General features: G+C 52.8%; 26 protein-coding genes. 14 read left to right on the top strand and 12 right to left on the bottom strand.

The genetic code is table 11. The features are described 5' to 3' along the window. Positions 1 to 113 precede the first annotated feature (113 nt). Complete coding sequence (locus tag ACJJIM_RS21320; RefSeq protein ID WP_413664040.1) at positions 114 to 815, top strand: YopT-type cysteine protease domain-containing protein; 702 nt, start codon at positions 114 to 116, stop codon at positions 813 to 815. 85 nt (positions 816 to 900) lie between these two features. Here the strand turns inward: ACJJIM_RS21320 and ACJJIM_RS21325 are convergent, their stop codons facing one another. After that, positions 901 to 2,391, bottom strand: coding sequence for a YifB family Mg chelatase-like AAA ATPase (locus ACJJIM_RS21325; RefSeq protein ID WP_444911920.1), 1,491 nt, complete (start codon positions 2,389 to 2,391; stop codon positions 901 to 903). A 29-nt stretch (positions 2,392 to 2,420) separates the two neighbouring features. Next, positions 2,421 to 2,663, bottom strand: a complete 243-nt coding sequence (locus ACJJIM_RS21330) for an accessory factor UbiK family protein (protein WP_108735120.1) — start codon at positions 2,661 to 2,663, stop codon at positions 2,421 to 2,423. Between the two features lie 426 nt (positions 2,664 to 3,089). On the opposite strand from ACJJIM_RS21330, the gene ACJJIM_RS21335 reads away from it, so the two are divergent. The 5 genes from ACJJIM_RS21335 (at position 3,090) to ACJJIM_RS21355 (ending at position 6,554) form a co-directional block, all read left to right on the top strand. Further along, positions 3,090 to 3,815 carry a TorF family putative porin gene (locus ACJJIM_RS21335; protein ID WP_413664042.1) on the top strand — a complete coding sequence of 242 codons (726 nt, stop codon included), beginning with the start codon at positions 3,090 to 3,092 and terminating at the stop codon, positions 3,813 to 3,815. Between the two features lie 52 nt (positions 3,816 to 3,867). After that, positions 3,868 to 4,206 (top strand): P-II family nitrogen regulator, encoded by a 339-nt coding sequence (locus tag ACJJIM_RS21340; protein WP_413664043.1) that lies wholly within the window; start codon positions 3,868 to 3,870, stop codon positions 4,204 to 4,206. Between the two features lie 54 nt (positions 4,207 to 4,260). Further along, positions 4,261 to 5,520, top strand: a complete 1,260-nt coding sequence (locus tag ACJJIM_RS21345) for an ammonium transporter (RefSeq protein WP_413664044.1) — start codon at positions 4,261 to 4,263, stop codon at positions 5,518 to 5,520. Positions 5,521 to 5,607: 87 nt separating this feature from the next. Beyond that, positions 5,608 to 5,946, top strand: coding sequence for a P-II family nitrogen regulator (locus tag ACJJIM_RS21350; protein WP_108731383.1), 339 nt, complete (start codon positions 5,608 to 5,610; stop codon positions 5,944 to 5,946). Positions 5,947 to 6,329: 383 nt separating this feature from the next. Further along, positions 6,330 to 6,554, top strand: coding sequence for a hypothetical protein (locus ACJJIM_RS21355; RefSeq protein ID WP_108731384.1), 225 nt, complete (start codon positions 6,330 to 6,332; stop codon positions 6,552 to 6,554). Positions 6,555 to 6,620: 66 nt separating this feature from the next. On the opposite strand, the gene ACJJIM_RS21360 is transcribed toward ACJJIM_RS21355, so the two are convergent. The 4 genes from ACJJIM_RS21360 to lptM all read right to left on the bottom strand — a co-directional run bounded on the left by ACJJIM_RS21360 (position 6,621) and on the right by lptM (position 10,021). Then, entirely contained in the window at positions 6,621 to 7,358 is a 738-nt protein-coding gene (locus ACJJIM_RS21360; protein WP_413664045.1) for a DUF484 family protein, read from the bottom strand. A gap of 123 nt (positions 7,359 to 7,481) precedes the next feature. After that, positions 7,482 to 8,312, bottom strand: coding sequence for a diaminopimelate epimerase (gene dapF, locus ACJJIM_RS21365; RefSeq protein WP_413664046.1), 831 nt, complete (start codon positions 8,310 to 8,312; stop codon positions 7,482 to 7,484). Positions 8,313 to 8,405: 93 nt separating this feature from the next. Continuing rightward, a complete protein-coding gene (gene lysA / locus ACJJIM_RS21370) occupies positions 8,406 to 9,659 on the bottom strand; it encodes a diaminopimelate decarboxylase (RefSeq protein ID WP_444911921.1) in 1,254 nt (417 codons plus the stop codon). An 11-nt stretch (positions 9,660 to 9,670) separates the two neighbouring features. Next, a complete protein-coding gene (gene lptM / locus ACJJIM_RS21375; RefSeq protein WP_282930330.1) occupies positions 9,671 to 10,021 on the bottom strand; it encodes an LPS translocon maturation chaperone LptM in 351 nt (116 codons plus the stop codon). A gap of 107 nt (positions 10,022 to 10,128) precedes the next feature. Here lptM and cyaY point away from each other — a divergent pair, with 107 nt between their 5' ends. Next, on the top strand, positions 10,129 to 10,455 hold the full coding sequence (cyaY, locus tag ACJJIM_RS21380) for an iron donor protein CyaY (RefSeq protein WP_282930329.1): 327 nt from the start codon (positions 10,129 to 10,131) through the stop codon (positions 10,453 to 10,455). Positions 10,456 to 10,493: 38 nt separating this feature from the next. On the opposite strand, the gene argH is transcribed toward cyaY, so the two are convergent. Then, positions 10,494 to 11,918, bottom strand: a complete 1,425-nt coding sequence (gene argH, locus ACJJIM_RS21385) for an argininosuccinate lyase (protein WP_444911922.1) — start codon at positions 11,916 to 11,918, stop codon at positions 10,494 to 10,496. An 89-nt stretch (positions 11,919 to 12,007) separates the two neighbouring features. Between argH and ACJJIM_RS21390 the strand changes: the two genes are divergently transcribed. Beyond that, a complete protein-coding gene (locus tag ACJJIM_RS21390) occupies positions 12,008 to 13,165 on the top strand; it encodes a sensor histidine kinase (RefSeq protein WP_444911923.1) in 1,158 nt (385 codons plus the stop codon). Beyond that, a complete protein-coding gene (locus tag ACJJIM_RS21395) occupies positions 13,162 to 13,908 on the top strand; it encodes a LytR/AlgR family response regulator transcription factor (RefSeq protein WP_444911924.1) in 747 nt (248 codons plus the stop codon). Before ACJJIM_RS21390 ends, ACJJIM_RS21395 begins: the two co-directional genes overlap by 4 nt. 3 nt (positions 13,909 to 13,911) lie before the next feature. Here ACJJIM_RS21395 and ACJJIM_RS21400 read toward each other — a convergent pair whose 3' ends face one another. The 4 genes from ACJJIM_RS21400 to ACJJIM_RS21415 all read right to left on the bottom strand — a co-directional run bounded on the left by ACJJIM_RS21400 (position 13,912) and on the right by ACJJIM_RS21415 (position 17,763). Further along, positions 13,912 to 14,520, bottom strand: coding sequence for a LysE family translocator (locus ACJJIM_RS21400; RefSeq protein WP_413664051.1), 609 nt, complete (start codon positions 14,518 to 14,520; stop codon positions 13,912 to 13,914). 11 nt (positions 14,521 to 14,531) lie between these two features. Continuing rightward, entirely contained in the window at positions 14,532 to 15,269 is a 738-nt protein-coding gene (locus ACJJIM_RS21405) for an SDR family oxidoreductase (RefSeq protein ID WP_444913411.1), read from the bottom strand. Between the two features lie 247 nt (positions 15,270 to 15,516). Then, complete coding sequence (locus ACJJIM_RS21410) at positions 15,517 to 16,668, bottom strand: PilT/PilU family type 4a pilus ATPase (protein ID WP_108731394.1); 1,152 nt, start codon at positions 16,666 to 16,668, stop codon at positions 15,517 to 15,519. A 60-nt stretch (positions 16,669 to 16,728) separates the two neighbouring features. Continuing rightward, the gene (locus tag ACJJIM_RS21415) at positions 16,729 to 17,763 is read right to left on the bottom strand and encodes a type IV pilus twitching motility protein PilT (protein WP_108731395.1); all 1,035 of its coding nucleotides are present in this window, start codon (positions 17,761 to 17,763) and stop codon (positions 16,729 to 16,731) included. Positions 17,764 to 17,832: 69 nt separating this feature from the next. On the opposite strand from ACJJIM_RS21415, the gene ACJJIM_RS21420 reads away from it, so the two are divergent. Both ACJJIM_RS21420 and ACJJIM_RS21425 read left to right on the top strand, forming a co-directional pair. Further along, on the top strand, positions 17,833 to 18,537 hold the full coding sequence (locus ACJJIM_RS21420; RefSeq protein ID WP_444911925.1) for a YggS family pyridoxal phosphate-dependent enzyme: 705 nt from the start codon (positions 17,833 to 17,835) through the stop codon (positions 18,535 to 18,537). 38 nt (positions 18,538 to 18,575) lie between these two features. Beyond that, the gene (locus ACJJIM_RS21425; RefSeq protein ID WP_444911926.1) at positions 18,576 to 18,863 is read left to right on the top strand and encodes a hypothetical protein; all 288 of its coding nucleotides are present in this window, start codon (positions 18,576 to 18,578) and stop codon (positions 18,861 to 18,863) included. Positions 18,864 to 18,940: 77 nt separating this feature from the next. On the opposite strand, the gene ACJJIM_RS21430 is transcribed toward ACJJIM_RS21425, so the two are convergent. Continuing rightward, positions 18,941 to 20,956, bottom strand: coding sequence for a prolyl oligopeptidase family serine peptidase (locus tag ACJJIM_RS21430; RefSeq protein ID WP_444911927.1), 2,016 nt, complete (start codon positions 20,954 to 20,956; stop codon positions 18,941 to 18,943). Positions 20,957 to 21,082: 126 nt separating this feature from the next. On the opposite strand from ACJJIM_RS21430, the gene proC reads away from it, so the two are divergent. The 3 genes from proC (at position 21,083) to ACJJIM_RS21445 (ending at position 24,792) form a co-directional block, all read left to right on the top strand. Next, the gene (gene proC / locus ACJJIM_RS21435; protein ID WP_413664056.1) at positions 21,083 to 21,916 is read left to right on the top strand and encodes a pyrroline-5-carboxylate reductase; all 834 of its coding nucleotides are present in this window, start codon (positions 21,083 to 21,085) and stop codon (positions 21,914 to 21,916) included. Between the two features lie 67 nt (positions 21,917 to 21,983). Beyond that, positions 21,984 to 22,592 (top strand): YggT family protein, encoded by a 609-nt coding sequence (locus ACJJIM_RS21440; RefSeq protein WP_444911928.1) that lies wholly within the window; start codon positions 21,984 to 21,986, stop codon positions 22,590 to 22,592. A gap of 232 nt (positions 22,593 to 22,824) precedes the next feature. Further along, positions 22,825 to 24,792 carry a dynamin family protein gene (locus ACJJIM_RS21445; RefSeq protein ID WP_413664058.1) on the top strand — a complete coding sequence of 656 codons (1,968 nt, stop codon included), beginning with the start codon at positions 22,825 to 22,827 and terminating at the stop codon, positions 24,790 to 24,792. The last annotated feature ends 75 nt before the right edge of the window (positions 24,793 to 24,867 follow it).

The raw sequence follows: 24,867 nt of genomic DNA on the forward strand, positions 1-24,867 counted from the left end.
TAGGATGAAGGTTAATTGTTCATGTACATGCAATCGGACGAAAAGTTGTCGACAAGTTGAGTTGCAATAATTTGTCGAATAATGATCGAAGCTTTTACTGGGTGAGGATAAATATGCCTTTATGGATGAATCGAACTGCAAGAGATACTCGCAGAATTATAGAAAGAGTTATCTTAGCAGCAAGAGCTCGGGGTTGTATTAGAGTCGTTGAGTTTTCACAATCCCCTGGAAGTAAAATTCACACTGTACTCACTAAAAGGGGAGTTGGAGATGGTATATGTATAGCACTAGCACTTTATTGGCTTGAGGGGCAAATTAAAAACAGGGTCTATCTAGACCCTATGGTCGGGCAGAATAAGAGAGTTATTGCTGATGCTCTTTCACCGGCAATAGAATTATTTAATGCCACAAAAGCTGCGAGTACTCAGATGAAGGATGCCCATTTGTGGATGAATACTCACGGTTTCGTAGGAAATATGCCCCGTAAAGAATATGTCAATAGACTTAGAAATTGGGTTGGTGATTACTGCTGTCAGGGGCCAGATATAAATCAATTTCGAATAATTTCCACTCGAAGTTTTCATTCGCATACTATGGCCTTGGATCTTGAAAATTTGATATTTTTTGATCCAAATATTGGGACTTTCCAATTTAATTATCTGGCGCACCTGAGGAATTTTTTAAGCGATGTGATCTTTCCTTATGGGGTTGGGGGACGTGAACAAGGTGCACAATATTTGGGGCGTAAAGTGCTCCATGTTTTGGAAATGGGGTCTTATAGTCGGGATCCTAATTTAAATTACTTCATGAGCTGATATTGAGTATCCACCTCAGCTCACGAATAAAGGTATCGAGACCGGTATAGATTCCTCGGGATGTGTAAGTGTTCATATAGGCAAGTTATGCCGTAGCCGTTTGGCGCCTGTCCAGATTGCGGTACGCCAAAGCTTCAGCAATTTGAGTTGTGCTTATACGTTCAGAATTAGCAAGGTCTGCCAAGGTTCGGGCTACTTTAAGGACCCGATGGTAACTACGCGCGGATAGCCCCAGTTTTTCCACCGATTGACGTAAGAGGTGTTTCTCCTTTTCCCCCAAGGCACAGTGCTTTTCCAGCTCTGCGCCTTTTAACAGGTTATTTGTCTTACCTTGCCGCTGTATTTGTTGCTGGCGTGCGGCACAAACTCTCTCTCTCACGGTATCGGAAGTTTCTCCGGGAGCTGAATCCTGTAATTGCACAGCATTCATAGCGCCCACCTCTACCTGCATATCGATACGATCCAGCAGAGGGCCTGAGAGCTTGTTACGATATCGATCTATCTGGTCTGGGGTACAGCGACAGCGGGGTTCGCCTAAATAGCCACAAGGGCAGGGGTTCATAGCCCCGACCAGCTGAAAGTGGGCGGGGTAGGTGACTTGGGCTCGGGCGCGGGAGATACGCACTTCACCATTCTCCAGGGGTTCCCGCAGTATCTCCAGGGCGTGCCTGGGAAATTCGGGCATCTCATCAAGGAATAGGACTCCCCGGTGCGCGAGGGATATCTCACCGGGCCGTGGAGTACTGCCCCCACCGACCAGCGCTGTTGGGGAGGCGCTGTGGTGTGGGGCCCTGAAAGGGCGCAGGCTCTGGTGAGGTAGGCCTGCGCTGGAGTAAACGCTCGCTACCTCTAGTGACTCTTCAGTTGTCAGCGGGGGCAATATTCCTGGCAAGCGGCTGGCCAGCATGGTTTTGCCGGTGCCGGGCGGACCGTAAAAAAGCAGATTGTGGCTCCCGGCTGCTGCCACTTCGAGAGCGCGGCGGGCCTTTAGTTGGCCGCGCACATCGGCTAAGTCTGCGCACAGGTGCTCTTCGGCAATAGGCTCTGCAACAGCTTTGGGCATAGATTCACGCCCATGAAGTTCGGCGCAAACTTCCAGTAGGGAGTTGGCAATGCTGACTTCGCCGGTTGCCAGCGCGGCTTCCGCACCGTTCTCGGTAGGCACAACGAGTTTACGGTCTTCATTGGTGCAGGCCACGGCTGCCGGTAAGCTACCACTTACTTCCCGCAAGGCGCCGGTGAGTGCTAGCTCGCCAATAAATTCATAGCGTTCCAGAGTTTCGGTGGGAACCTGTCCCGAGGCACTGAGAATACCGATGGCGATGGCCAGATCGTAGCGGCCACCTTCCTTGGGTAAGTCGGCGGGGGCGAGGTTGACGGTAATACGGCGCTGGGGGAAGTCGAAATGGCTGTTGATTAGGGCGCTGCGCACACGGTCGCGGCTCTCCCGCACCGCCGCTTCCGGTAAACCCACAATATGAAAAGCAGGGAGTCCATTTGCCAGGTGGGTTTCTACGGTAACCAGAGGTGCAGAGACCCCGAGCTGAGCTCGGGAGTAGGTGACTGAGAGGCTCACGATTTCATCCTTGAAGTGGCTCCCTGGGCTTAGTCCTTGGCGGCGCTGTCTCTCTGCGCCAGGGCCTGCTCCAGCATTTCGACCTTATCTTCGAGTCGTGCCAGCTTTTCCCGGGTCCGGCGCAGTATCTCCACCTGAGTGTCGAACTCTCGCTGGGAGACCAATGGCAATTTATCCAGTGATACTTCCAGAGCACTGCGCAAGTCACTGGTCACCACGGCGCCCTGTTGTTGTAGCTCTTTCAGCAGCTGTTGCAGTTTATCTGCTGCCACGGGCATTTCCTCGCTAAATAAGATGGATATGAATAGCACGGGATTGTAACCCAGTGCATTTTTTGGAAAAAGCAGCCTAACAGCGCACCGTTCTGAGCGCACCTTAATCTTTACCTCCCCACTTCAGTGCAAAGGAAGAAAGGCAGTTCCATGTTGGTGCAGCACTTTGCCTCCGAGTTTCTATTCGTACGAATTTTACTAATTCAATTACTCCTAACTTATTGATTTTGCTTGCGGTTGCAGTGTTGGCATCAAGTCTGCAAACAATCTGTGCAGGTGTCCCATTAACGATCATTGGGAGTCTGGGAAAGTAGCAGTTCACGAGACGCAAGCGACCCTCTGTCACACCCGACAGTGAAGGACTGATTGCAGGCGGCGCCATAAAAGCACTCGAAAAAACAGCTTCAAAAGCCTTGGAGGATTAAAGTGGAAAATAAAATGTATAAAGTTGCCACTCTCGTCACCGGTGCCGTTCTCGCACTGGGCGCTGCAAATTTATCGATGGCTGCCGAGGGCGGTCCCAGCATTAGTGCCAATGTGGGTCTTGTTTCTGACTATAGATTCCGTGGTATTAGCCAGACTGATGGAGGCCCCGCATTACAGGGTGGTGTCGATGTCGATTTTGGAAACGGCATTTATATTGGCACCTGGGCATCCCAAGTGGATTTTGATTACGAGACTGATCAAACCGACTACGAACAGGATTTTTACGGCGGTTATAGTGCGGATATCAATGACAGCGTTAGCTTTGATGTTGGCTACATTTATTACGCCTATCACGGAGGAAGTGAAGATGAAGATTATCAGGAAATATACGGCAGCCTGAGTTTTTCAGACTTAACGTTGGGGTTTGCCTATTCCGATGATTATTGGGCGGATACCGGTGAGTTTTATTACCCTTATGCGGAATATAGTTTCGCTCTTCCCTCAGATCTTTCTCTCGATCTACATCTGGGATTAAACCTTTTTGAAGAAGAAGGTTTTCTCGATGGATCTGATTCCTATATCGATTACTCCGTTTCCCTCAGTAAGGAATTTGGCGGCTTGAGCCTGAGCGCTTCTTTCGTGGGCACCGATGTCAGCGATAAAGAGTGCTACGAGACCGACTGGTGCGAACCTACATTGCTCGCTGGCGCGACTTATACCTGGTAATACAAAAGGGCCTTCGCTAATACGAGGGCCCGTTTTTCTTTAGGGGAATACCATGAAATTAATCACTGCAATCATTAAACCCTTCAAGCTGGATGCTGTGAGAGATGCCCTGCGGGAGTCGGGGGTTAATGGTGTAACGGTTACTGAAGTGAAGGGCTTTGGTCGCCAAAAAGGGCATACGGAATTGTATCGCGGTGCAGAGTATGTGGTGGATTTTCTTCCGAAAACCATGCTGCAAATAGCGGTGTCAGATTCGCAACTGGATGCGGTTATCGAAGCAATTGGTTCCAGCGCGCAGAGTGGCAAGATCGGTGACGGAAAAATATTTGTCGCAGAGCTTGAGCAGGTCGTGCGCATACGTACCGGAGAAACCGGTAATGCAGCAATTTAATTAAAAACCGAAAACATAATTTTAATAAATATCCAGATTTGAACGGAGAGGAATATGGAGAACCAAATTTTTCAATTGCAGTATGCAATTGATACTTTTTACTTTCTGATGTGCGGCGCCTTGGTAATGTGGATGGCCGCCGGCTTTTCCATGCTGGAAGCCGGCTTGGTGCGTTCCAAAAACACCACGGAAATTCTCACCAAGAATGTGGCCCTGTTTGCGATTGCCTGCATTATGTATCTGCTGACTGGCTACGCCATTATGTACGATGGTGGCTGGGCATTGTCCGGTATTGAGGCGTTTAGTCTGGAAGGCGTCCTCAGCGATTCTGCAGAAAATGGTTTTGAAGGTGACTCCGTTTATTCCGGAGCTTCAGACTTTTTCTTCCAGGTGGTTTTCGTAGCTACCGCTATGTCCATTGTATCCGGTGCGGTTGCCGAGCGTATGAAGCTGTGGAGTTTCCTGGCCTTTGCAGTAGTTTTGACCGGTTTCATCTATCCACTGGAAGGTGCCTGGACCTGGGGCGGCAAAGAGGTTTTCGGCCTGTACAACTTGGGCGATCTCGGTTTCTCTGATTTTGCCGGTTCCGGTATCGTGCATATGGCGGGTGCAGCGGCTGCGCTTGCTGGTGTCCTGCTACTGGGCGCGCGCAAAGGCAAATACGGCCCTAACGGCCAAGTGTATGCCATTCCCGGTGCTAACTTGCCGTTGGCAACCTTGGGTACCTTTATCCTGTGGATGGGCTGGTTTGGCTTCAATGGCGGCTCCGTACTGAAGCTGGGCGATGCTGCCAGTGCACACTCCGTTGCCATGGTCTTTGTGAATACCAATACCGCTGCTGCCGGTGGTGCTATTGCTGCACTGATCACCGCCCGTATCCTGTTCGGTAAAGCTGATCTGACCATGTTGCTCAATGGCGCCCTGGCTGGTCTGGTAGCAATTACTGCGGAGCCATCGACCCCGACTGCATTGCAGGCAACCCTCTTCGGTATGATCGCCGGTGTGTTGGTGGTCTTCTCTATCATCACCCTGGATAAGCTGAAAATTGATGATCCGGTGGGCGCTATCTCTGTACACGGCGTTGTCGGCTTGCTCGGTTTGCTATTGGTACCTGTGACTAACAATGATTCCAGTTTCAGCGGGCAATTGATTGGTGCACTGACCATCTTTGGCTGGGTATTCGTCAGTTCATTTGCAGTGTGGTACCTGCTCAAGCTCGTCACTGGTATCCGTGTGAGCGAAGATGAGGAGCAAGAGGGTGTTGACTTGACCGAATGCGGAATGGAAGCTTACCCGGAATTTATGAACAAGTAAGTTAACAGTGTCGGTGCTGCCCCATAGGCGGGGCAGTGGCCTGGGTAAGGTTCTCTCGACGAGGACGAATCAGGGGAAATACTCAAGATGAAATTGATTACGGCTGTAGTAAAGCCCTTCAAATTGGATGATGTACGCACTGCCCTGTCTGAAGTGGGCGTGCAAGGAATGACCGTCACCGAGGTAAAAGGTTTTGGGCGTCAAAAGGGCCATACAGAACTTTATCGTGGCGCCGAATATGTGGTGGACTTCCTACCGAAAGTAAAATTGGAACTCGCTGTTGATGATGAGATGGTGGACTCCGCTGTTGAGGCAATCACCAAGGCGGCGCAAACCGGCAAAATCGGTGACGGCAAAATCTTTATCACGGCTCTCGAAGAAGTCATTCGTATCCGTACCGGTGAAACCGGTAGCGAAGCTGTGTAACCTGTTTGATAACTCTTTCATAACGTAGCGATTGAGTATCATAAGCCCCGCAAGGGGCTTTATATGCACTTCTGATAAATCCCGCTATCTCGCCTTCGATCTTTGTTATCTATTTTGCTTGAAATATCTGCTACCGGTGCAGGCGCAAAAATCTGCATAACTAACTGAAATATTCCCATTTCATTTCCCAACAAAAAACTCTACAGCCTCCTCCTTGTGTTACTGGCACGGGGGTGGGGAACTGCCTATAAATTAATCGCCGCTATTGACGCGGTAGGGGATCGCCACTGGAAAGTGGTTGTCAGTTTTGTAGATGCCGCGGGAAAGGGGCGGCACAGAGGTACTCCCTCTGTAACAGGAGTAAAGGTTACAGGGTTTTAGCTATGAAAGATGGTTATGAAGATCAGGGTAAGAACTCTCGCAGCAAGGACTCCGAGGAATTTGCAGAAGAACGCAGTATCACCTCTCGCCAGCGTGCCAGAAGCCAGTTAAGTTCCGATGTAGAGGAGTTTCTCGCCGGTGGCGGCGCGATTAGTGAAGTTGATCCAGAAGTTACCGCCGACCCCCCGCGCAAACCGCAGCCAAAATACGGCAGCCGCCCTATCTAATCTCTCTGGTCGCTGTTGCTCCTCCAGCAGGAGGAGTGACAGTTGGCCAAACCCCTCTCAGAGCTTTTACCGATTGAGCAGTTTCGGTAGCAGGCGCTCCAGGACTTCGCCGATATAGGATAGGAATAAAGTACCCAGGCTAGACCGGTAATACTGGGGATCAGCAGAGCCTACCGCTAGAGTGCCAAGTTGATTGCCCAAAGGAACTACGGCAGCTGAAGCGATATATTGCGCTTTTTCCGCAAATAGGAATTCTTTTTCCCGCTGGCGCAAAACACCACAGATGGGGCGGCCGTTACGAATTATTCCGCCAATTGCCGTCTCGGCATCGGAAAATGTGTTGGTCTGAACTTGTCCCAGGCTTTGGCGGGGAACAGATAGTGGCTCGAACAGAGTCAGGCTGGTGAACTCAACATTGAAGTCAGCGGCGAAACTGGCATAGAGAGCTTCTGTGACTTCACCGATATTTTCAGCTTCCAGCAGTGCCAGGATAAGTCGGCGGCTATTGAAAAATAACTGGTCGTTGTCCCGTGCGTTGTGCAAGAGCTGGTCGAGGCGCTGGCGCATTTCGATATTGCGCTCACGCAGCAAATTCGTTTGGTGGGTCATCAGCGACACGGTCTTGCCATTTTCCCGCGGCAACTTGATGGTTTCCAGAAGTTCCATGCGCTCTTCAAAGAACTCCGGGTTTTGAATCAGGTAGCGGGCTACCTGCCGTGCCAGCAGTTTATCGTCACGCTGGGTTTCCTTGTGAGTGTCGCCGGCAATCTCTTCGGGGGGCTGATTGGCGTCTGTGTGTTCCATTGTGTTTGCTTTTTCTGGCACGGGGATGGGGCATCGGACAACTGATGTGGCGAAGCGTTCTGCTCTCTGAGTTATCCCGTACCCGCTTGTGGCGGGTTTACTGCCAAATACCCGGACAATTGTTTAGAGAATAATCTGCCCGTGAAAAACTGTGGTTGCGGGCCCGGTCATAGTAACTGGCTGGCCGGGTCCGCTCCAGTGAATTGTCAGTGTGCCGCCGGGGAGCTGAATTTGGACTTTGTCATCCACCAGGTTTCGCAGGCGAGCGTATACCATGGCAGCACAGGCGCCGGTGCCACAGGCACGAGTTTCGCCAACCCCGCGCTCAAATACCCTGAGCCGGGCTTCGGTGCGTGTATCCACTTGCAGAAAGCCAGCGTTGACCTTTTGTGGGAACCGCGGGTGGCGTTCAATTAGGGGCCCGAGTCTTTCTACCGGTGCGGAAGCGATATCTTCCACCAGCAGAACCGCGTGGGGGTTGCCCATGGATACAGCACCAATGGTGAAGGTCTCCCCGTCCACTTCCAGGGGATAGGATTCTGCACGGCGATCGGCGGAAAAAGGCACTTTTTGGGGCTCGAGGACCGGTGCTCCCATATCGACACTAACCTGATCCCCGTCCAGTACTCTCAGGTGCAGTAAACCGGCGGCAGTTTCTACTTGGATATTTTTCTTACCGGTAAGGCGGCGTTCACGTACAAAGCGGGCAAAGCAGCGGGCGCCATTGCCGCAATTTTCCACTTCGCTGCCATCGGCGTTAAATATGCGATAGCGAAAATCCGCCTCGGGTGTGCGGGGCGGCTCCACCAGCAGTACCTGGTCGCAGCCCACGCCGAGGCAGCGGTCTGCCAGGCGACGAGTTTTTTCCGGGGTCAGTTTAATTTTTTGGCTGACGCCGTCGAGCATCACGAAATCGTTGCCGAGCCCATGCATCTTGCTGAATTTAACGCGCATTCCATTTCTCTGTTCGTACTGATTTTCCGCGGCGTTAGCTGCGGTTTGGGGCCCGGGCTGAAAAATGGACCCCACTGCGATGCAAGTAGCTGATCAGGCTTTTTTGGGGACAGTGGTCTCACCGCGAACCAAGTCGGCAAAAGTCTCCCGCTCACGCACCAGGTAAGTTTTGTCGCCATCCACAAGTACTTCAGCAGCGCGACAGCGGCTGTTGTAATTGGAACTCATGGTGAAACCGTAGGCACCGGTCGACAACATGGCTAACAGTTGCCCCTCTCGCAGAGATTGGGAGCGGTTTTTACCCAGGAAGTCACCCGTTTCGCATACCGGACCGACAATATCCCACAGGGTACTTTCACTCTCGTCCGGTGTCACTGGCACAATATCCTGCCACGCCTGGTAAAGGGCCGGACGCAGGTTGTCATTCATGGCGGCATCGACGATAGCGAAGTTGTGCTCTTCGGTACGCTTCAGGTATTCGACCCGGGTCAGCAGGGCGCCGCCGTTGGCGGCAATGGAGCGGCCGGGTTCGAGAATCAGGGATAAATTGCGTTCGCCGATACGCTTGTGGACCTCCGCCAGGTAATCCCCGACAGGGGGTGGTTCCTCACCCCGATAGCGCACTCCGAGGCCTCCGCCCAGATCCAGGTGTTCCAGAGTAATTCCCAGCTCGGCGAGCTGATCGATAAGGACCAGCAGGCGATCGAGTGCATCCAGGAAGGGGGCGACTTCGGTGAGCTGGGAACCGATATGGCAGTCCACACCGGTAATTTTCAGGTGCTCAGAATCCGCTGCGTGCTGATAAACCTCGATCGCCTTGTCTATGGCGATTCCAAATTTATTTTCTTTGAGGCCAGTGGAAATATAGGGGTGGGTTTGGGCATCCACATCGGGATTGACCCTGATGGAAATTGGGGCGGTCTTGCCACACTCTGCGGCCACGCGCTCAAGGCGGTCAATTTCCGCTTCTGATTCAATATTGAAGCAGTGCACTCCAACCTCCAGAGCACGCCGCATTTCCTCTGAGGTTTTACCCACTCCGGAAAATACGATTCGCGATGGGTCGCCGCCGGCGAGCAGCACTCGCTCAAGTTCCCCGCCGGAAACAATATCAAAGCCCGCCCCCAGCTGTGCCAGCAGTGACAGAATGCCCAGGTTGCTGTTGGCTTTCACTGCGTAGCAGATTAGGCCGGGACGATTGCCGAGGGCCTCGGCGTAATCCCGATATTGCCGTTCAAAGTGTGCGCGGCTGTAGACATAAGTGGGGGTGCCGAAATTCTCAGCTATTTGTTCCAGTGAAACCTGCTCAGCCCACAGGCTACCGTCGCGATAACTAAACTCTCTCATATGACCGGTTCTTACTCTTCTAAATCTTCCTCGACATTGGAGTCATCCGCTGTGCCCGATTCGTCGTCGACTTCGATAGTCGGGCCGGTCTCAATGGTGTCATCGATATCAAAATCGGGCCCATAGCCGTCTTCAGATTCAATTTCGTCAACGGTTTCCACCGCTTGCTCTGCTGCGGAGCCGGGCTCGCCGGGTTGTGCTGCACCACTGGTGGGTACTGTCTCCGGCGGGCCACCTGGAATATTGGAGGCGGGCATGGCGGGGTCCTGTGGAAGATAGAGAGGACCTTTTTGGCCACAGCCCAGTAACAGTGCGGTGGCACCGATGGTGATGGTTAATAGAGAGAGTCGTTTTTTGAGCATCGATAACATCCTGAGAGTCGGAGATTCGCAGCGGCAACCGGCAAAAGCCTGATAGTATAGCGGCCCACCTGATTCAACACATTACACGGTAACAGAAGTAACCAAAGATGAGCCAAGCGGAATATGATGCGGCTGTGGAGCAGACTCTAATCGGTATTGAGGATGCACTCGATCACTGCGATTGGGATATTGACTACGAACGCAGTGATGCGGTACTGACCCTGACCCTGGAAGACAATGGCAGCCAGGTAATTCTCTCGCGCCAGTCTGCCAACCGGGAGTTGTGGGTCGCCGCCAAATCCGGTGGCTACCATCTTTCTTTTGAAAACCCCGGTTGGAAGTGCACCACGACCGGTGAGGACCTGCCGACTTTGCTCGACCGCGTATTGAGCGAGCAGCAAGGCGAACAGGTTTCCCTCGGATTATCCGCTTAGCGAACAGGTTTCCCTCGGATTATCCGCTTAAACAGCGCTTAAGCGCGCTGCGAAATCTCTTCCCGTGCGCGTTTACAGGCCGCGCGCACTTGGTTTGGTGCGGTACCGCCAATATGATCGCGAGCCGCAACCGAGCCCTCTAAAGTCAGCACCTCAAATACATCTTCGCCAATTTCTGTTGAGAACTGCTGTAGTTGGGCCAGGCTGAGTTCGGATAAGTCTTTATCCTGTTCAATAGCAAAGGATACGGACTGCCCGACAATTTCGTGAGCATCGCGGAAGGCCACTCCTTTGCGTACCAGATAATCGGCCAGATCCGTCGCGGTGGAGAAGCCCTTGGCCGCAGCTTCCAGCATATTTTCTTTTTTTGCCTTCAGTGCCGGCGCCATATCGGCAAACGCGCGCAGGCAATCCAGAGCGGTATCGGCGGCATCGAATAGCGGCTCTTTATCTTCCTGGTTGTCCTTGTTGTAGGCCAGCGGTTGGCTCTTCATCAGTGTGAGCAGCGCAATCAGGTGGCCGTTAACCCGGCCGGTTTTTCCGCGCACCAGCTCCGGAACATCGGGGTTTTTCTTCTGCGGCATAATTGAGGAGCCGGTGCAGAAGCGATCGGGCAGGTCAATAAAGTCGAACTGGCTGGAGGTCCACAGCACCAGCTCTTCACTGGCCCTAGACAGATGGGTGAGCAGCAGCGCGGCGAATGCACAGAACTCGATAGCGAAGTCCCGGTCGCTGACTGAGTCGAGGGAGTTTTCTGTGGGGGCATCGAAGCCCAGCAACTCCGCTGTGCGTGCGCGATTGATCGGATAGCTGGTGCCGGCCAGTGCTGCGGCTCCCAACGGTGAGCGGTTAACCCGTTTGCGGCAATCCATGAGGCGCTCGAAATCCCGGCTCAGCATGGCATTCCAGGCCAGTAAGTGGTGGCCAAAGGTCACCGGTTGCGCGCTCTGTAAGTGAGTAAAGCCGGGCATAATGGTATCGGCTTCGCGCTCCGCCAAATCGACCAAGCCATTTTGCAGGCGGGTCAGTTCGGCAGCAATCAGATCGAGGCGCCCACGCAGCCACAGGCGGATGTCGGTTGCCACCTGATCGTTGCGCGAGCGGCCGGTATGCAGTTTCTTGCCAGTGGCACCAATGCGTTGGGTCAGGCGCGCTTCGATATTCATATGGACATCTTCGAGCTGCACAGACCAGGGAAATTCTCCCGCTTTTATCTCTTCGGCGATGCCCTTCAGGCCGTCGGCTATCTTGTGATATTCATCAGCACTTAATACCCCCACTTCTGACAACATCTGCGCGTGGGCAAGTGATCCCTGGATGTCTTCCATGGCCATGCGCTGGTCAAAAGTCACCGAGGCGGTAAATCGCTCGACAAAGGCATCGGTGGCTTCACTAAAGCGGCCGCCCCAGAGTTTGGCGGCAGGATTGTTGGCGGACTCGGAGGGGGATTTTTCGTTACTCATGGTTTTCCTGGCTGCAGTGAGATGAAAGGCTGGGGAGCTTGGTGATATCTTGCGCTTGGAACTTTGGGACAATCAAGAATAACAACTGCATGTCATTCCCCTGGCCGTCGGGCATTATAACGCAGAAAATTCGAAAATATCGCACAGGAAATAAGGATTCTGCGCTATCTGGGCAGCTTCCGTTTCTGCCAGACCTCTGTAGTGTCACCTCTCTGGCGGTACTGGTGTTGATGGGGGAGTTGCTGGCGTTGGTGCTGGTCCTGGCCCTGGATGGTTTACCGGAATTCAGTTGGCAGCGCCTGGGGCTGATCTCTCTGGTGATCCAATGGGTGATATTACCTTCGGCCGCGCTGCTGTGCCGGCTTCGGCCGAGCCTGGCGAAAATGCCCCACAAACTCGCTGGCGGCTTGAGTTTTATTGCAGTGCTGTCGGTGCTCATATTGGTGATGGCAGTGCAGCGCTCCCTGCGCGCGGTGTTGTTGCAGACCAGTTTTGACAGCTGGGGGTTTGCGGGCGACTGCCTGCTTGGGGCTATTTGTGCGGGGGTGGTATTGCGCTACGCCTATCTTCAGCAGCAACTCTACAACCAGCAGCAGGCGGAGCTCGGTGCCCGAATTGAGGCACTTCAATCGCGGATTCGCCCCCACTTCCTTTTTAACAGTATGAACAGCCTGGCTAGTTTGATCGCTGTTGATCCTGATCGCGCGGAGCGGTTGGTAGAGGATTTATGTGCATTATTTCGTGCAAGCCTCGCCGATCCAAAGCTGGTGCCTTTAGCGCAAGAGATTACTCTAGCCCAACGCTATTTGGAGATTGAAGCCCTGCGTCTGGGGGAGCGTTTGCGCCAGAGTTGGCAGCTAGACGCGGGCCTGGATAAGGTTCAGCTGCCCAGTATGTTGCTACAACCCCTATTGGAGAATGCGGTGTTGCACGGTGTGGCACAGTTGCGGGCAGGCGGAGAGATCAGAGTACAACTCTCGCAAGAGGGGGGCATGTTCAAAGTTGTTATTGAAAACCCATTGCCACAGGACAGTGCAGTTCCTGCGAAGACAGGTAATGGCATGGCGACAGAGAATATTCGCCAGCGTCTCACTGCATACTACGGCGATCGCTTCAAATTTACCGCCCGTCGGGAGGAGGGCCGGTACCGGGTCATACTACAGCTACCCTTATCTCCCCGGGAAGTGGACCGGCGGGAAATAGAGTCCACCACAAATTCCAAGAAGACTATCGAGGTGATGGAGTGACCCAATTGCGCGTACTGATTGTTGATGATGAGCCTTTGGCTCGTGCCCGTCTGCACCGGCAGTTGGAGAGGATCGATAATTGTATTGCTGTAGGAGAAGCGGCAGATATTGAAGCCGGACTATCACAGATCCGCGAACTCGACCCGGACCTTGTGCTACTGGATATTGAAATGCCCGGTGGTAGCGGCCTGGAATTGGCTCAGCAGTTATCCAGCTTTGTGTGTCCGCCGGCAATAATTTTCTGCACTGCTCACGATGAGTTTGCTTTGCCCGCTTTTGCCACCTCAGCGGTTGGTTATCTATTAAAACCTGTGAATGTCGAACAGCTGCGCGAGGCAGTTTCCAAAGCGCAGCGTCTGAGTAAGCTGCAGCAGCAGTTGTTAACCAAGCAGGATCTGGAGGAGCCCAGTGGCCGCAGCCGCATTAAGGCGATAAGCCGCCTGGGGGTGGAGCTGCTGGATGTAGATTCTATCCGCTGTCTGGTTGCGGACAGCAAGTATGTTGTAGCCCATCACTCCGCTGGAGAGACCATTCTGGATGAGTCTCTAAAAGAGCTTGAAAGTGAGTTTGGACAGCGTTTCGTGCGTATTCACCGCAGCGCACTGGTGGCTGTGCAATATATTGTTGGGTTGCGCAGGGACGGTACAAATTACCGGGTAGAGCTGGATGGCGTAACAGCAGCGCCGCTGGTGAGCCGGCGCATGCTGCCTTCGGTAAAAGGATTGATCGCAGAGATGTGTTAGAGCTTAAATACTTCCGCGGATAAAAACAGCGAGTACGGCTGCAACCATTAATACCGCAAAACATACCCTGATTATTCGCGCCTGCCTGGGTTTATGAAAAACCGGCCTCAGGCTTCCTCCTAAGCACAACCAGATAAAATCCACCGCAGCGGCTACCAGTAAACAGACCAAGCCTGTGGCTAAATAGCTCAGGCCACTCTCTTCAATCGGTAGTAAGAATTGGGAGAATATGGCGAGAAAAGCAGCATAGGCCTTGGGATTCAATAAGTTAAAAATAAACCCATCCAGCAGCGACGGAGGCTGAGCCGTCGACGATTCGCCCTGCTCCAGTACCGGGGCCGTGGCAATTTTGATCGCGATATAGCCAATATATAAGGCACCGCAAAGCTGAACCGCCAAGCGCGCTTCTGGCCAGGCTGCCAGTAGTGCGGCGATGCCGGCGGTTGCCCCGACAATGGCGACACTCAGGCCAAGCAGGATGCCGATAAGGAAACCGCCGCTTTTTCTCACTCCAAATGTCGCTCCCGATGCGGCCAGGGCAAGTGGTGCTGGACCAGGGGAGCCGAGCAATAGAGCGGTTGCTGCAATTAGTGAAAAGAGTGCTTCTAACATATTTTTTGGTCCTACTTCCCGCCTGCAACGTCAATAAATGAACCGGTAGTAAAGGTGGATTCATCACCGAGTAGCCAAGCCACAGCTTTAGCCACTTCCTCTGCTCGTCCCCCACGCTTGAGTGGAATCGCAGACTTTACTCGCTCAATTCTGTCTGCTTCGCCACCATCAGCGTGCATTTCTGTATAAATAAAGCCAGGCCTAACACCATTTACGCGAATCCCTTCATCGGCAACTTCCTGGCTGAGCCCGATGGTCAGCGTATCGACAGCGCCCTTACTCGCTGCATAGTCGATGTACTCGTTAGGTGATCCCGAACGGCTGGCAGCAGAGGAAATATTCACGATGGTTCCTCCAGTGCCCCCATTTTTGATAGACATTCTTTTGATTGCTTCCCGGCAGCAGAGCAGGGTGCCGGTGATGTTGGTACGCAGGATTTCATTGATGCGCTCAGCGTCCATCGTTTCGACGCGCATTTGCGGTTTAATGATTGCCGCGTTGTTAACCAGGCAGCTAATTGGGCCTAGTTGCTCGTCGATCGCATTGAATAGCTGAACAATATCTTTCTCTGAGGAGATATCGGCGCGAACGGCTTTTGCTAAAACACCAAAAGATCGAAGTTCGACGATCAGTTCTTCCGCTTGCTGCTTGCGCTGCCGGTAGCTAATGGCAATCTGGTACCCCCTGTGGGCAAGTAATTTGGCTGTCGCGGCACCAATGCCCGGTTGCCACCAGTGATCAAGGCGAATTTTTTATTCATATTGATTGGTCACTCTTTAAACGGGATATTGCGCAGGAAAATAGAGGTTTATTGAAAGGCTATTTTCTTCCAATAAAAATGCTGCAGAAAAGAGCCCGCGAGATCATTCAATGTCGGGCGGGATCAGCTTTTGCATTGCGGAAATATCCGCAGCGGATTATACCGGGTGAAAACCGTTTACAGGCTGGGGACCTTTGATATGTCTGTAAACGGTTTTGATCTGGCTGGAACGGGGGCTAGTAGAGCTGAGGACCACCGTCTCCGTACTCTGAATCATTTTGTAGACTCAACTCGCCAGCGGCACTATTTAAGTACTCGGCATCGGATTCGGATTTGAGCTTAATCATCAGGCGCAAATCGTTGGCGGAGTCGGCGTGGGAGAGGGCATCCTCATAGGTAATTTCTCCCCCATCGTAGAGCTCGTAGAGTGCCTGGTCGAAGGTCTGCATTCCCTGCTCACCAGAGCGCTTCATCAACTCCTTGATCTTATCCACTTCGCCCTTGCGAATCAGGTCCGACATCAGTGGGGTATTGATCATGATCTCAAGGCAGGCACGGCGACCATCGCCATCGGGGGTCGGTACCAACTGCTGGGCCACCATCGCCTTCAGGTTGAGGGACAGGTCCATAAACAACTGTTTGTGGCGGTCTGCCGGGAAAAAGTGAATGATCCGGTCGAGGGCCTGGTTGGCATTGTTGGCGTGGAGGGTGCACAGACACAAATGGCCGGTCTCGGCGAAAGCGATGGCGTGGTCCATGGTTTCGCGGGAGCGCACCTCACCGATCAGAATAACATCTGGTGCCTGACGCAGAGTGTTTTTCAGGGCTACATCGAAAGACTCGGTATCCAGGCCCACTTCGCGCTGGGTCACAATACAGCCGCGATGCTGGTGGATAAATTCGATCGGGTCCTCAATGGTGATGATATGGCCCTTGGTGTTCTCATTGCGGTGGCCGATCATGGAGGCGAGGGATGTGGACTTACCGGTACCGGTGGCGCCCACAAAAATAATCAGCCCGCGTTTGGTCATGGCCAGGTCTTTGAGTACGTCGGGTAGTCCGAGTCCATCGATAGTGGGGATTTTGGTTTCGATGCGACGCAGCACCATACCCACCAGATTGCGCTGGAAGAAGGCCGATACCCGGAAACGCCCCACGTTGCGCACTGCAATCGCGAAGTTCAATTCCTTTTGCTCGGCAAACTCGCGCCGCTGTTTCTCGTTCATGGTTCCCACTACCAGCTCGCGGGCTTTCTCTGGCGTGAGCGCGGTGCTGCTGCAGGGCACCACTCGGCCGTGCAGTTTGATGGAGGGCGGGACGCCCGCCGTGATAAATAAATCCGAAGCGCCCTTCTCTACAACCAGTTGTAGAAGTCTTTCAATATCCATGGTGTTTACCGCGTTTTATCTCGACTTTTCTTCCCCAGATTGGGGGCGGGTTTTGGCCGTTTAGAAGTTCTCCGGCATCTTGGCTTTTTCGCGAGCCACTTCGCGACTGATGATGCGACGTGCCACCAGGTCTTCCAGACATTGGTCCATGGTCTGCATGCCGACGCTGGCTCCGGTCTGGATGGCCGAGTACATCTGCGCGATTTTGTCTTCGCGGATCAGGTTACGGATGGCTGGGGTACCACGCATAATTTCGTGGGCAGCAACCCGGCCACCGCCGTTTTTCTTCATTAGCGTCTGGGAGATAACGGCCTGAAGGGATTCTGACAGCATTGAACGCACCATGGCTTTCTCCTGCGCCGGGAATACATCCACCACACGGTCAATGGTTTTGGCGGCGGAAGTGGTGTGCAGGGTGCCGAATACCAAGTGACCGGTCTCTGCCGCAGTCAGCGCCAGGCGAATAGTCTCCAGGTCCCGCATCTCACCTACGAGAATGATATCCGGGTCTTCACGCAGTGCAGAGCGCAGTGCTTCGGCAAAGCCGTGGGTATCACGGTGTACCTCACGCTGGTTCACCAGGCACTTCTTGGATTCGTGCACAAATTCGATCGGGTCCTCGATGGTGAGGATATGCTCGTATTTGTTGTCGTTGATGTAGTCCATCATCGCCGCCAGGGTGGTGGACTTACCGGAACCCGTGGGCCCGGTCACCAGCACCAAGCCACGGGGAGTATCCGAAATCTGCTTGAATACCTGACCCATTCCCAGGTCTTCCATAGTAAGAACTTTGGAGGGAATGGTCCGGAATACGGCGCCGGCACCCCGGTTGTGGTTAAAGGCGTTTACACGAAAGCGGGCGACACCGGGGACTTCAAAAGAGAAGTCTGTTTCCAGTAGTTCTTCGTAATCCTTGCGCTGCTTATCGTTCATGATCTCGTAGATCAGGCCGTGTACCTGCTTGTGCTCCATTGAGGGCAGGTTGATACGGCGCACGTCGCCGTCGACACGGATCATCGGCGGCAGGCCCGCCGAGAGGTGTAAGTCCGAGGCGTTTTGCTTGGCGCTAAAGGCGAGGAGTTCAGTGATATCCATACTGCTACCTTATGGTTCTTGTTTGGGCTCAGGTAAAATCGCCGCTCAAATCGGTAAGGGCATCAGTATATGCGCAAAGAGACAATCGTCGAAAACCTGAATGCAGTAGGTGAGCGGATTGTGACATGCTGCAACAACTGCGATCGCAACCCCGCAGAAATTACACTGTTGGCAGTCTCCAAAACACGACCGGCGGAAGACCTGCGGATTGCTTTTACAGCTGGCCAGCATCACTTTGGCGAAAATTATTTACAGGAAGCCCTGCAAAAACAGGATGCCCTGTCCGACCTGGATATTCACTGGCATTTTATTGGGCCGCTTCAATCGAACAAAAGCCGATCTGTGGCGGAGCGATTTCATTGGATGCACACGGTGGATCGCTTAAAAATCGCCCAGCGGCTATCGGCACAGCGCCCCAGTAATATGGCACCACTCAATATCTGCTTGCAGGTGAATATCGATGGCGAGCAGAGCAAGTCTGGCATAGCTCCACAGGATTTGGTGGCTCTGGCGCGTGAAGTGATCATATTGCCAGGGCTGTGCCTGCGTGGCTTGATGGCGATTCCCGCTGCTCGTGACAATGTATTTGAGCAGGAAAAACCGTTTATTCAGTTGGCGGGGCTGTTGCAAAGTCTTCGCGAAGAATTTCCCGAGCAGGCTCTGGATACTCTATCCATGGGGATGTCTAAAGATATGGAGGCTGCTATTGCCTGCGGTGCCACTATTGTGCGTATCGGCACAGATATTTTTGGGGCACGAAACTATTCTGCATGACAGAATTAGTACGCAAGTAGACTTTCTTGGGATATGGGATGACAAAATCTGGGACTGTAGATGTATTGCTGCTGCTTTTATCAGTGAGCGCAGTTCTATCTTTGTCTGTAACGAATAGTGTGTTGGTGACCTGGGTGGCGCTTGAGTGGTTGGCTTTTATCTGCCTGATTGCATTTATATCTCCCAAAATCTCATTGGTTACCGGCTTTTTGAATTCGGCTGTTACCGGGATCTTCGGGGATAAGAGCCGTTATTGGCTTTGGATATTGGCGATTGTTCTTAACTTGATTGCGATTGTGGAAACATTTCCCTTTCTGTTTAGCTAATCAGGGGTTCCTTACATAGTTCAGTTATTAAAAGAAAACGGCCCTAAAGGCCGTTTTCTTTTTCTGGGAACAAATAATTATTGTTCATTCAAGCTGAGCTGCTTTTTTTGATCTTCACTTAGTAGGTGTTCGGCAAAGAAGAGAGCTGTTGCCTGGGTAAAGGCATCACTGTTCTCTTTCTTGCGGTAGCCGTGCCCTTCATTGAGTGCGTTCATATACCAGACTTGATTGCCATTCTCACGAAGTGCAGCCACGATTTGCTCAGCCTCGGTGACAGGTACCCGAGGGTCATTTTGTCCCTGCACTACAAACATTGGCACCTGGATCTTGTCCACATTGTTGTTGGGGCTGATTTTTTCCAGGAAAGCGCGCATCTGCGGATCCCGCTCATCACCGTATTCGACTCGACGAAGGTCGCGACGATAGCTCTTGGTATTGGTGAGGAAGGTGACAAAGTTAGAGATGCCGACGATATCCACTGCTGCTTTTAAACGATCGGAGTAGTAAACACTACTGGCCAGCACCATGTAACCACCGTAGCTGCCGCCAAACACAGCAACGCGTTCCGGATCCAGGTCAGGCTGGGTAGCAATCCAGTCCAGAAGAGCACCGATATCCCTAACTGAGTCCTCGCGCTTGTAGCCGTTATCCATGGCTAGGTAGCTCTTACCATAACCAGCGGACCCGCGTACATTTGGAGCAATTACAGCAACGCCAAGTTTTTCTAGCCACAGCTGGTATGTGCTGGAAAACATGGGACGGTACTGTCCTTCAGGGCCACCGTGGATTGAAATAACCACAGGTACAGGGCCTTTGGCATTACGCGGCTTATAGACGAATACGGGAATTTCACGCGGCTTTCCATCCACCTCGTCGAAAGTCGGATAGTGCACCAGTTCGGGTTCGACAAAGCTTTCGCTGTCGAGACCACCGACTTCACTAAATGTCCATCGGGTAAGGTCACCACTGGATAGCGGGCGGCGGCCAAGGTCCATGACAAAGGAATCGGAGGGAGTTTTAGGTGTGTTTAGGGTTAGGGCCAGCTTATCACCTTCGGGGTTAAATTCTATTCCGCCGATAAGACCGATCGGCAGCGAGTCGACCTTGCGGTAGCGGTCATTGCGTGGATCGTATAGATAGAGGGTGGACATACCATTTTCGTTGGCGACAAAAGCACCGCGGCGACCGTCTTTACTGAGGATAAAGCTGCTGATATCCCAGGGGATATCGGAGGTAATTATCTTTTCATTGCCACTCTCCAGGTCTTTGCGGATCAGTTGGGTAAATTCGCGCCCTTTGTCAGAGATGATATAAACCGAGCGATTGTCATAACTGAAACCCGCTGGGAAATTGCGGGAATCAGCCTCTTCATCGCTCGTACCGGCGAGTAGTGAGACTTCGCCGCTGTCGAGATCCAGCAAATGGACATTAGATCGAGTGGAGGAGATATATTGCATGACCAAAATTTGGCTGCCGGATTGTGAGAAATCACTGGGACCCCACCAACTGCCATCCTCAGACTTAAGGATCAAGCGGTCTTCTTTTTTGTCACCGTCGAAAGTGGTTAGCCATATATCATTGGCCCTGCCATCTCGGCGAGTACTCTGGTAAGCGATAGCTGAGCCCTGCTTATTCCAGAGAATACTGCCATTGCGAGATTCACCATCGGTAATCATCTCGCTAGTGCCGTTTTCTGTATCAAACAGGAAAATCTGGGCGTATTCATTGCCACCGGCATCCATGGTGAATGCCAGCTGGCGGTGCTCCGGGCGGGTAGACATACCGCCTATCGGCTCTTCGAAAAAAGTTAGTTGTCGGCGAGCGCCACCCGCATTCTCTACCTTGTGTAATTGAGAAACTTCGCCGAAGCGGGTACTGACATAGATACCGTTACCGTCAATGTCCCAGCCCCGGAAGCTAGCTGAGCGTACGTTTTGATAACGATTGAGCTCATTGATGATAGTTTGGGGAATGTTTGGCACATCTTCGAGTACCAATTGGCCGTTATTTAGCGTGCGAGTTTCTACTGCACCAGCTGCACTGGTCGCAGTGATCAGTGTCGCTATAAGCAGTGAACGCCATCCTTTTTGCATACTGTCCTCCGTTAGGAGCCACTTGGTATGGCTCTCTTGTTATTTGAATCTGGCGGCCACATATTAGCGGAATGCCCCGAACGGGGAAAAGCGACAAAATTTTTGTAACCGCCCAAGGTGATATGAGTGAGTACAGCGAACCCTAAGATGGTTTTTATTGGTGGTGCCGGCAATATGGCGGGGGCAGTGATCGGTGGTTTGGTGGCCTCCGGTTATCCGGCGGACCGGATCACTGCTACAGGCCGTGATCGGGACAAGCTCAATGCTTTTGCCGAGAGCCACGGGGTAGCTATTAGTGACGATAATGTTGCCGCTATTGTCGATGCCGATGTAATTGTGCTGTCGGTGAAACCGCAGGTTATGCGAGAACTTTGTGAGGGACTGAAACCCCATTTGGTGGATCGCTCGCCCTTGATTATCACTTTTGCTGCGGGAATTCCGCTCGCGGCTTACCACCGTTGGATGGGAATGCACCTCCCTATTGTCAGGGCTATGCCTAATACCCCGGCCCTGGTGCAAACCGGAGTTACCGGTCTTTATGCCGATAGCAAGGTTACGGGCGAACAGAAGGAACTCGCCGGGCGCATCGTCGATGCGGTAGGCATCTCATACTGGGTTGAGGAAGAGCGCGGCATCGATCAGGTGATTGCGGTAGCGGGATCGGCGCCGGCTTACTTTTTCCAGTTTATGGAGGCCATGATTGATGCGGCTTCCGCCGGTGGCCTTGCCCGTGCAGATGCGGAGCGCCTTGTGTTGCAAACTGCCCTGGGCGCCGCCAAACTGGCGGTCGCCAGCGATGTTGACGTCGCCCAGTTGAAGCGCAATGTGATGTCACCAGGTGGAACCACTGAGCGCGCTGTTCAACGGTTCGAGAAGGGTGGGTTGCCGCAGTTAGTGGCCGATGCCATGCGCGATTGCGAGGAGCGGGCGACAGAAATGGCAAAGGAATTGGATCGGTAACAGGTTCCGGTCCAATTGGGTAGGTGCAGCGGTGGCTGCTGAAAATCTTTTTGTTTAGGGTTTATCCATGGTCAATACCTTCAGCGATATCGGCGTTTATGTCGTGGGCATACTGGGCATTTTGTTCCTTTTCGCCGTGTTATTGCGTTTCCTATTGCAGTTGGGCCGTGCGGATTTTTACAACCCCATATCTCAGGGAGTTGTGAAGGTTACCAACCCTTTGCTGCTGCCGCTGCGCAAAGTGGTGCCAGGACTTTTTGGCGTCGATATGGCCTCAGTAGTACTGGCGTTGATAGTCGGTTGGGCGATGATTATGGCTTGCGCCATGATTGCAGGTTACGGCCTGGTTAACCCCCTCAGTGCCCTGCTGTGGTCGTTGATCGGCTGTGTCTCCACTGTGATAGCGATGGTGTTTGTCGGCTTATTGGTCTCCATCGTTGCCAGCTGGATTGCGCCGAATAGCGGCCATCCAATTCTAATTTTACTGCACCAACTCCTGGAGCCATTTTGCGGACCTGTGCGACGCTTGATTCCGCCGTTGGGAGTGATTGATATCAGCCCGATATTTGTCTTTATCCTGCTCACTGTGATTAACAGGCTGCTTGTTGGTTTTGCCCAAATGGCCAACATGCCGGCTTTCGTGTACAGCCTGTTTTGGCATATCCCCGGCTTTTAACCGGACTCTGATCACCCCAAAATATCCCCTGCACCTTTCAAGCCCCGCCCTTTGGGGCTTGCGCAGTTGTTCGAAGGTTTCTTAAATTGTGACCGGCTGAACATTTCTTCACCTGTGCGCACTAGATCGTATTTGGCGCGGTGTTAGACTCTTATACTATCGACTGACGGCTCTTTCTCTTGTCTTAGTAGGGGCCGGTAGTTCCGGGTCTCAATAACAAGAACACCGTGAAATGGAAGACGCACTTTTACGCCAGCATATTTCTGACTACGACCGTTGGAAAAAGAATCTCGATCGCCAGTTTGCCCACTTCAGCCAATGGCTTGAACAGCACTTCTCTAATTCCGCTGGTGCCTGCCAGGTTGTACAGCAGGCCCGCGCCCTACTTGCAGATGATCAGTTCACCCTGGTTTTAGTTGGGGAGTTTTCACGGGGGAAAACTGAACTGCTCAATGCCCTGTTGTCGCAAACTTACGGACAGCGTCTACTGCCCTCAAGACCGGGGCGCACCACTATGTGTCCCACGGAAATTTTCAGTGATGGCGGCGAGCGTGCCAGTTTGCGGCTGCTTCCGATTGAGACCCTGGCGACGAATACCAGCCTGGAGAGCTTCCGTCGAATTCCGCAAAAGTGGGTAACTCACGAGTTTGATGCCAATGATCCCGAGGCGACCCGAGAGACTTTATTGAAGGTTGCCTCGACCAAGTCAGTAATGCCGGAAGAAGCCGCTCGCTATGGCTTCGATCGGCGCCACTTGGATGGCAAAGGGAATCTAGTTGAGATCCCCGCCTGGCGTTTTGCTTTGATTTGTCTGCCGCACCCATTGCTGGATCAGGGGTTGCGTATTATTGATACCCCGGGACTGAACGCCCTCGGCAATGAGCCGGAGCTCACATTGAGTACACTGCCCGGGGCCCAGGCGGTTGCCTTTCTGCTGGCTGCCGATGCTGGGGTAAGTGGTACCGATATGAGCATGTGGGAAACTCACCTGGCGCCACTGCAAGAGCATCGCGGAACATCCGTGATGGCCCTGCTCAACAAGATGGATGTGCTTTGGGATGATCCGGAGGAGGATGCTGAGCTGCTGCTGCGACGCATGCGCAGTGAAGTGGCCGGCCTCTTGTCTCTGCCTCAGGAAAGTGTTGCCGGAGTCTCTGCAAAAATGGCTCTGTTGGGGCGCCAGCAGCGGGATGCGGATTTGGTGCGAAGCAGCCGCTTCGGTGAGTTTGAAAGGATGCTGGTTCAGCGCCTGTTGGAGCACCGGCATAAAATGGCCGAGCACCGCTCACTGCATCAAGCTCTCACCCTGATGGCTGATACCCGCGATCTACTCAAGCGTCGTTTGAATAGTGGCCGGGCAGCGTTGGCTCACCTGCAGCGCAATAGTGGCAACACCTCAGAGCAATTGGCAGAGTTGGAACAGTTGCAGACGACCGTGCGCGAGCAGCATAAGATTTGTCATCAGGAATTGCTGACGCTCAAATCCAGCCAGAGAATGCTTACACGGCAGAGCACTTCTTTGTTGGCGCCGATATCCAGACAGCAGTTGCAGGCGCTGATTGACGATACCCTGGCTACTCTCAATCGCCGTTGGACGCCCATGGGCATGGCCAGGGCTATCGATACTTTTATGGAAGGGGTAGACCATCAGATGTCTAACCTCGAGCGGGAAGTGGATCAGGCTAATCGCTTGCTCGACGCTGTCTTTGAGCGCTCCAGCTTAAAGAAAGTGGATGATGCCGAGCAGTATTTTACTATCCGCAAATTTCGCTTCGCGTTGCGTGGACTGCATCGCCAGGCCGCTCAGCTGAGGCGATCCCCGCAGTTGTTATTGGCGCGCCGCAGCCGTCTCAGCGAGCGCTTTATTACCACGCTTGCCAGTGAAGTGGGTCGGCTGTACGACGATATGGGTAACAAAGCGGAAAATTGGTTAGAGCAGGCTCTTGAGCCTCTTAAACAGCATGCGCAGTATCAGAAACAATTACTCAATCGCCATTTGATTAAGCTCACCGAGTTGAAACAGAAAACTCGCAGTCGTCGCACGGATCTTCGAACTCTCGAGGATGAGGTTCAGCGCAATGATAAGGCGCTGGTGGCGTTAGAGGATTTACTGCGGCACAACAGCTCTGCACCACAGCCGGTTGCGCCGGCGCCGCGCGCGCACAATGTAACCCCCTTGAAGGCCTCCCATACCACCTGAATTGGGTGCTAATTGATATTGGTTCTGACTGGCATTTGTTATAAGTTGCAGTGATCTTATTCACTGACTGCTTCG

The organism is Microbulbifer maximicatervae (SeqCode) (genome assembly GCF_052467615.1).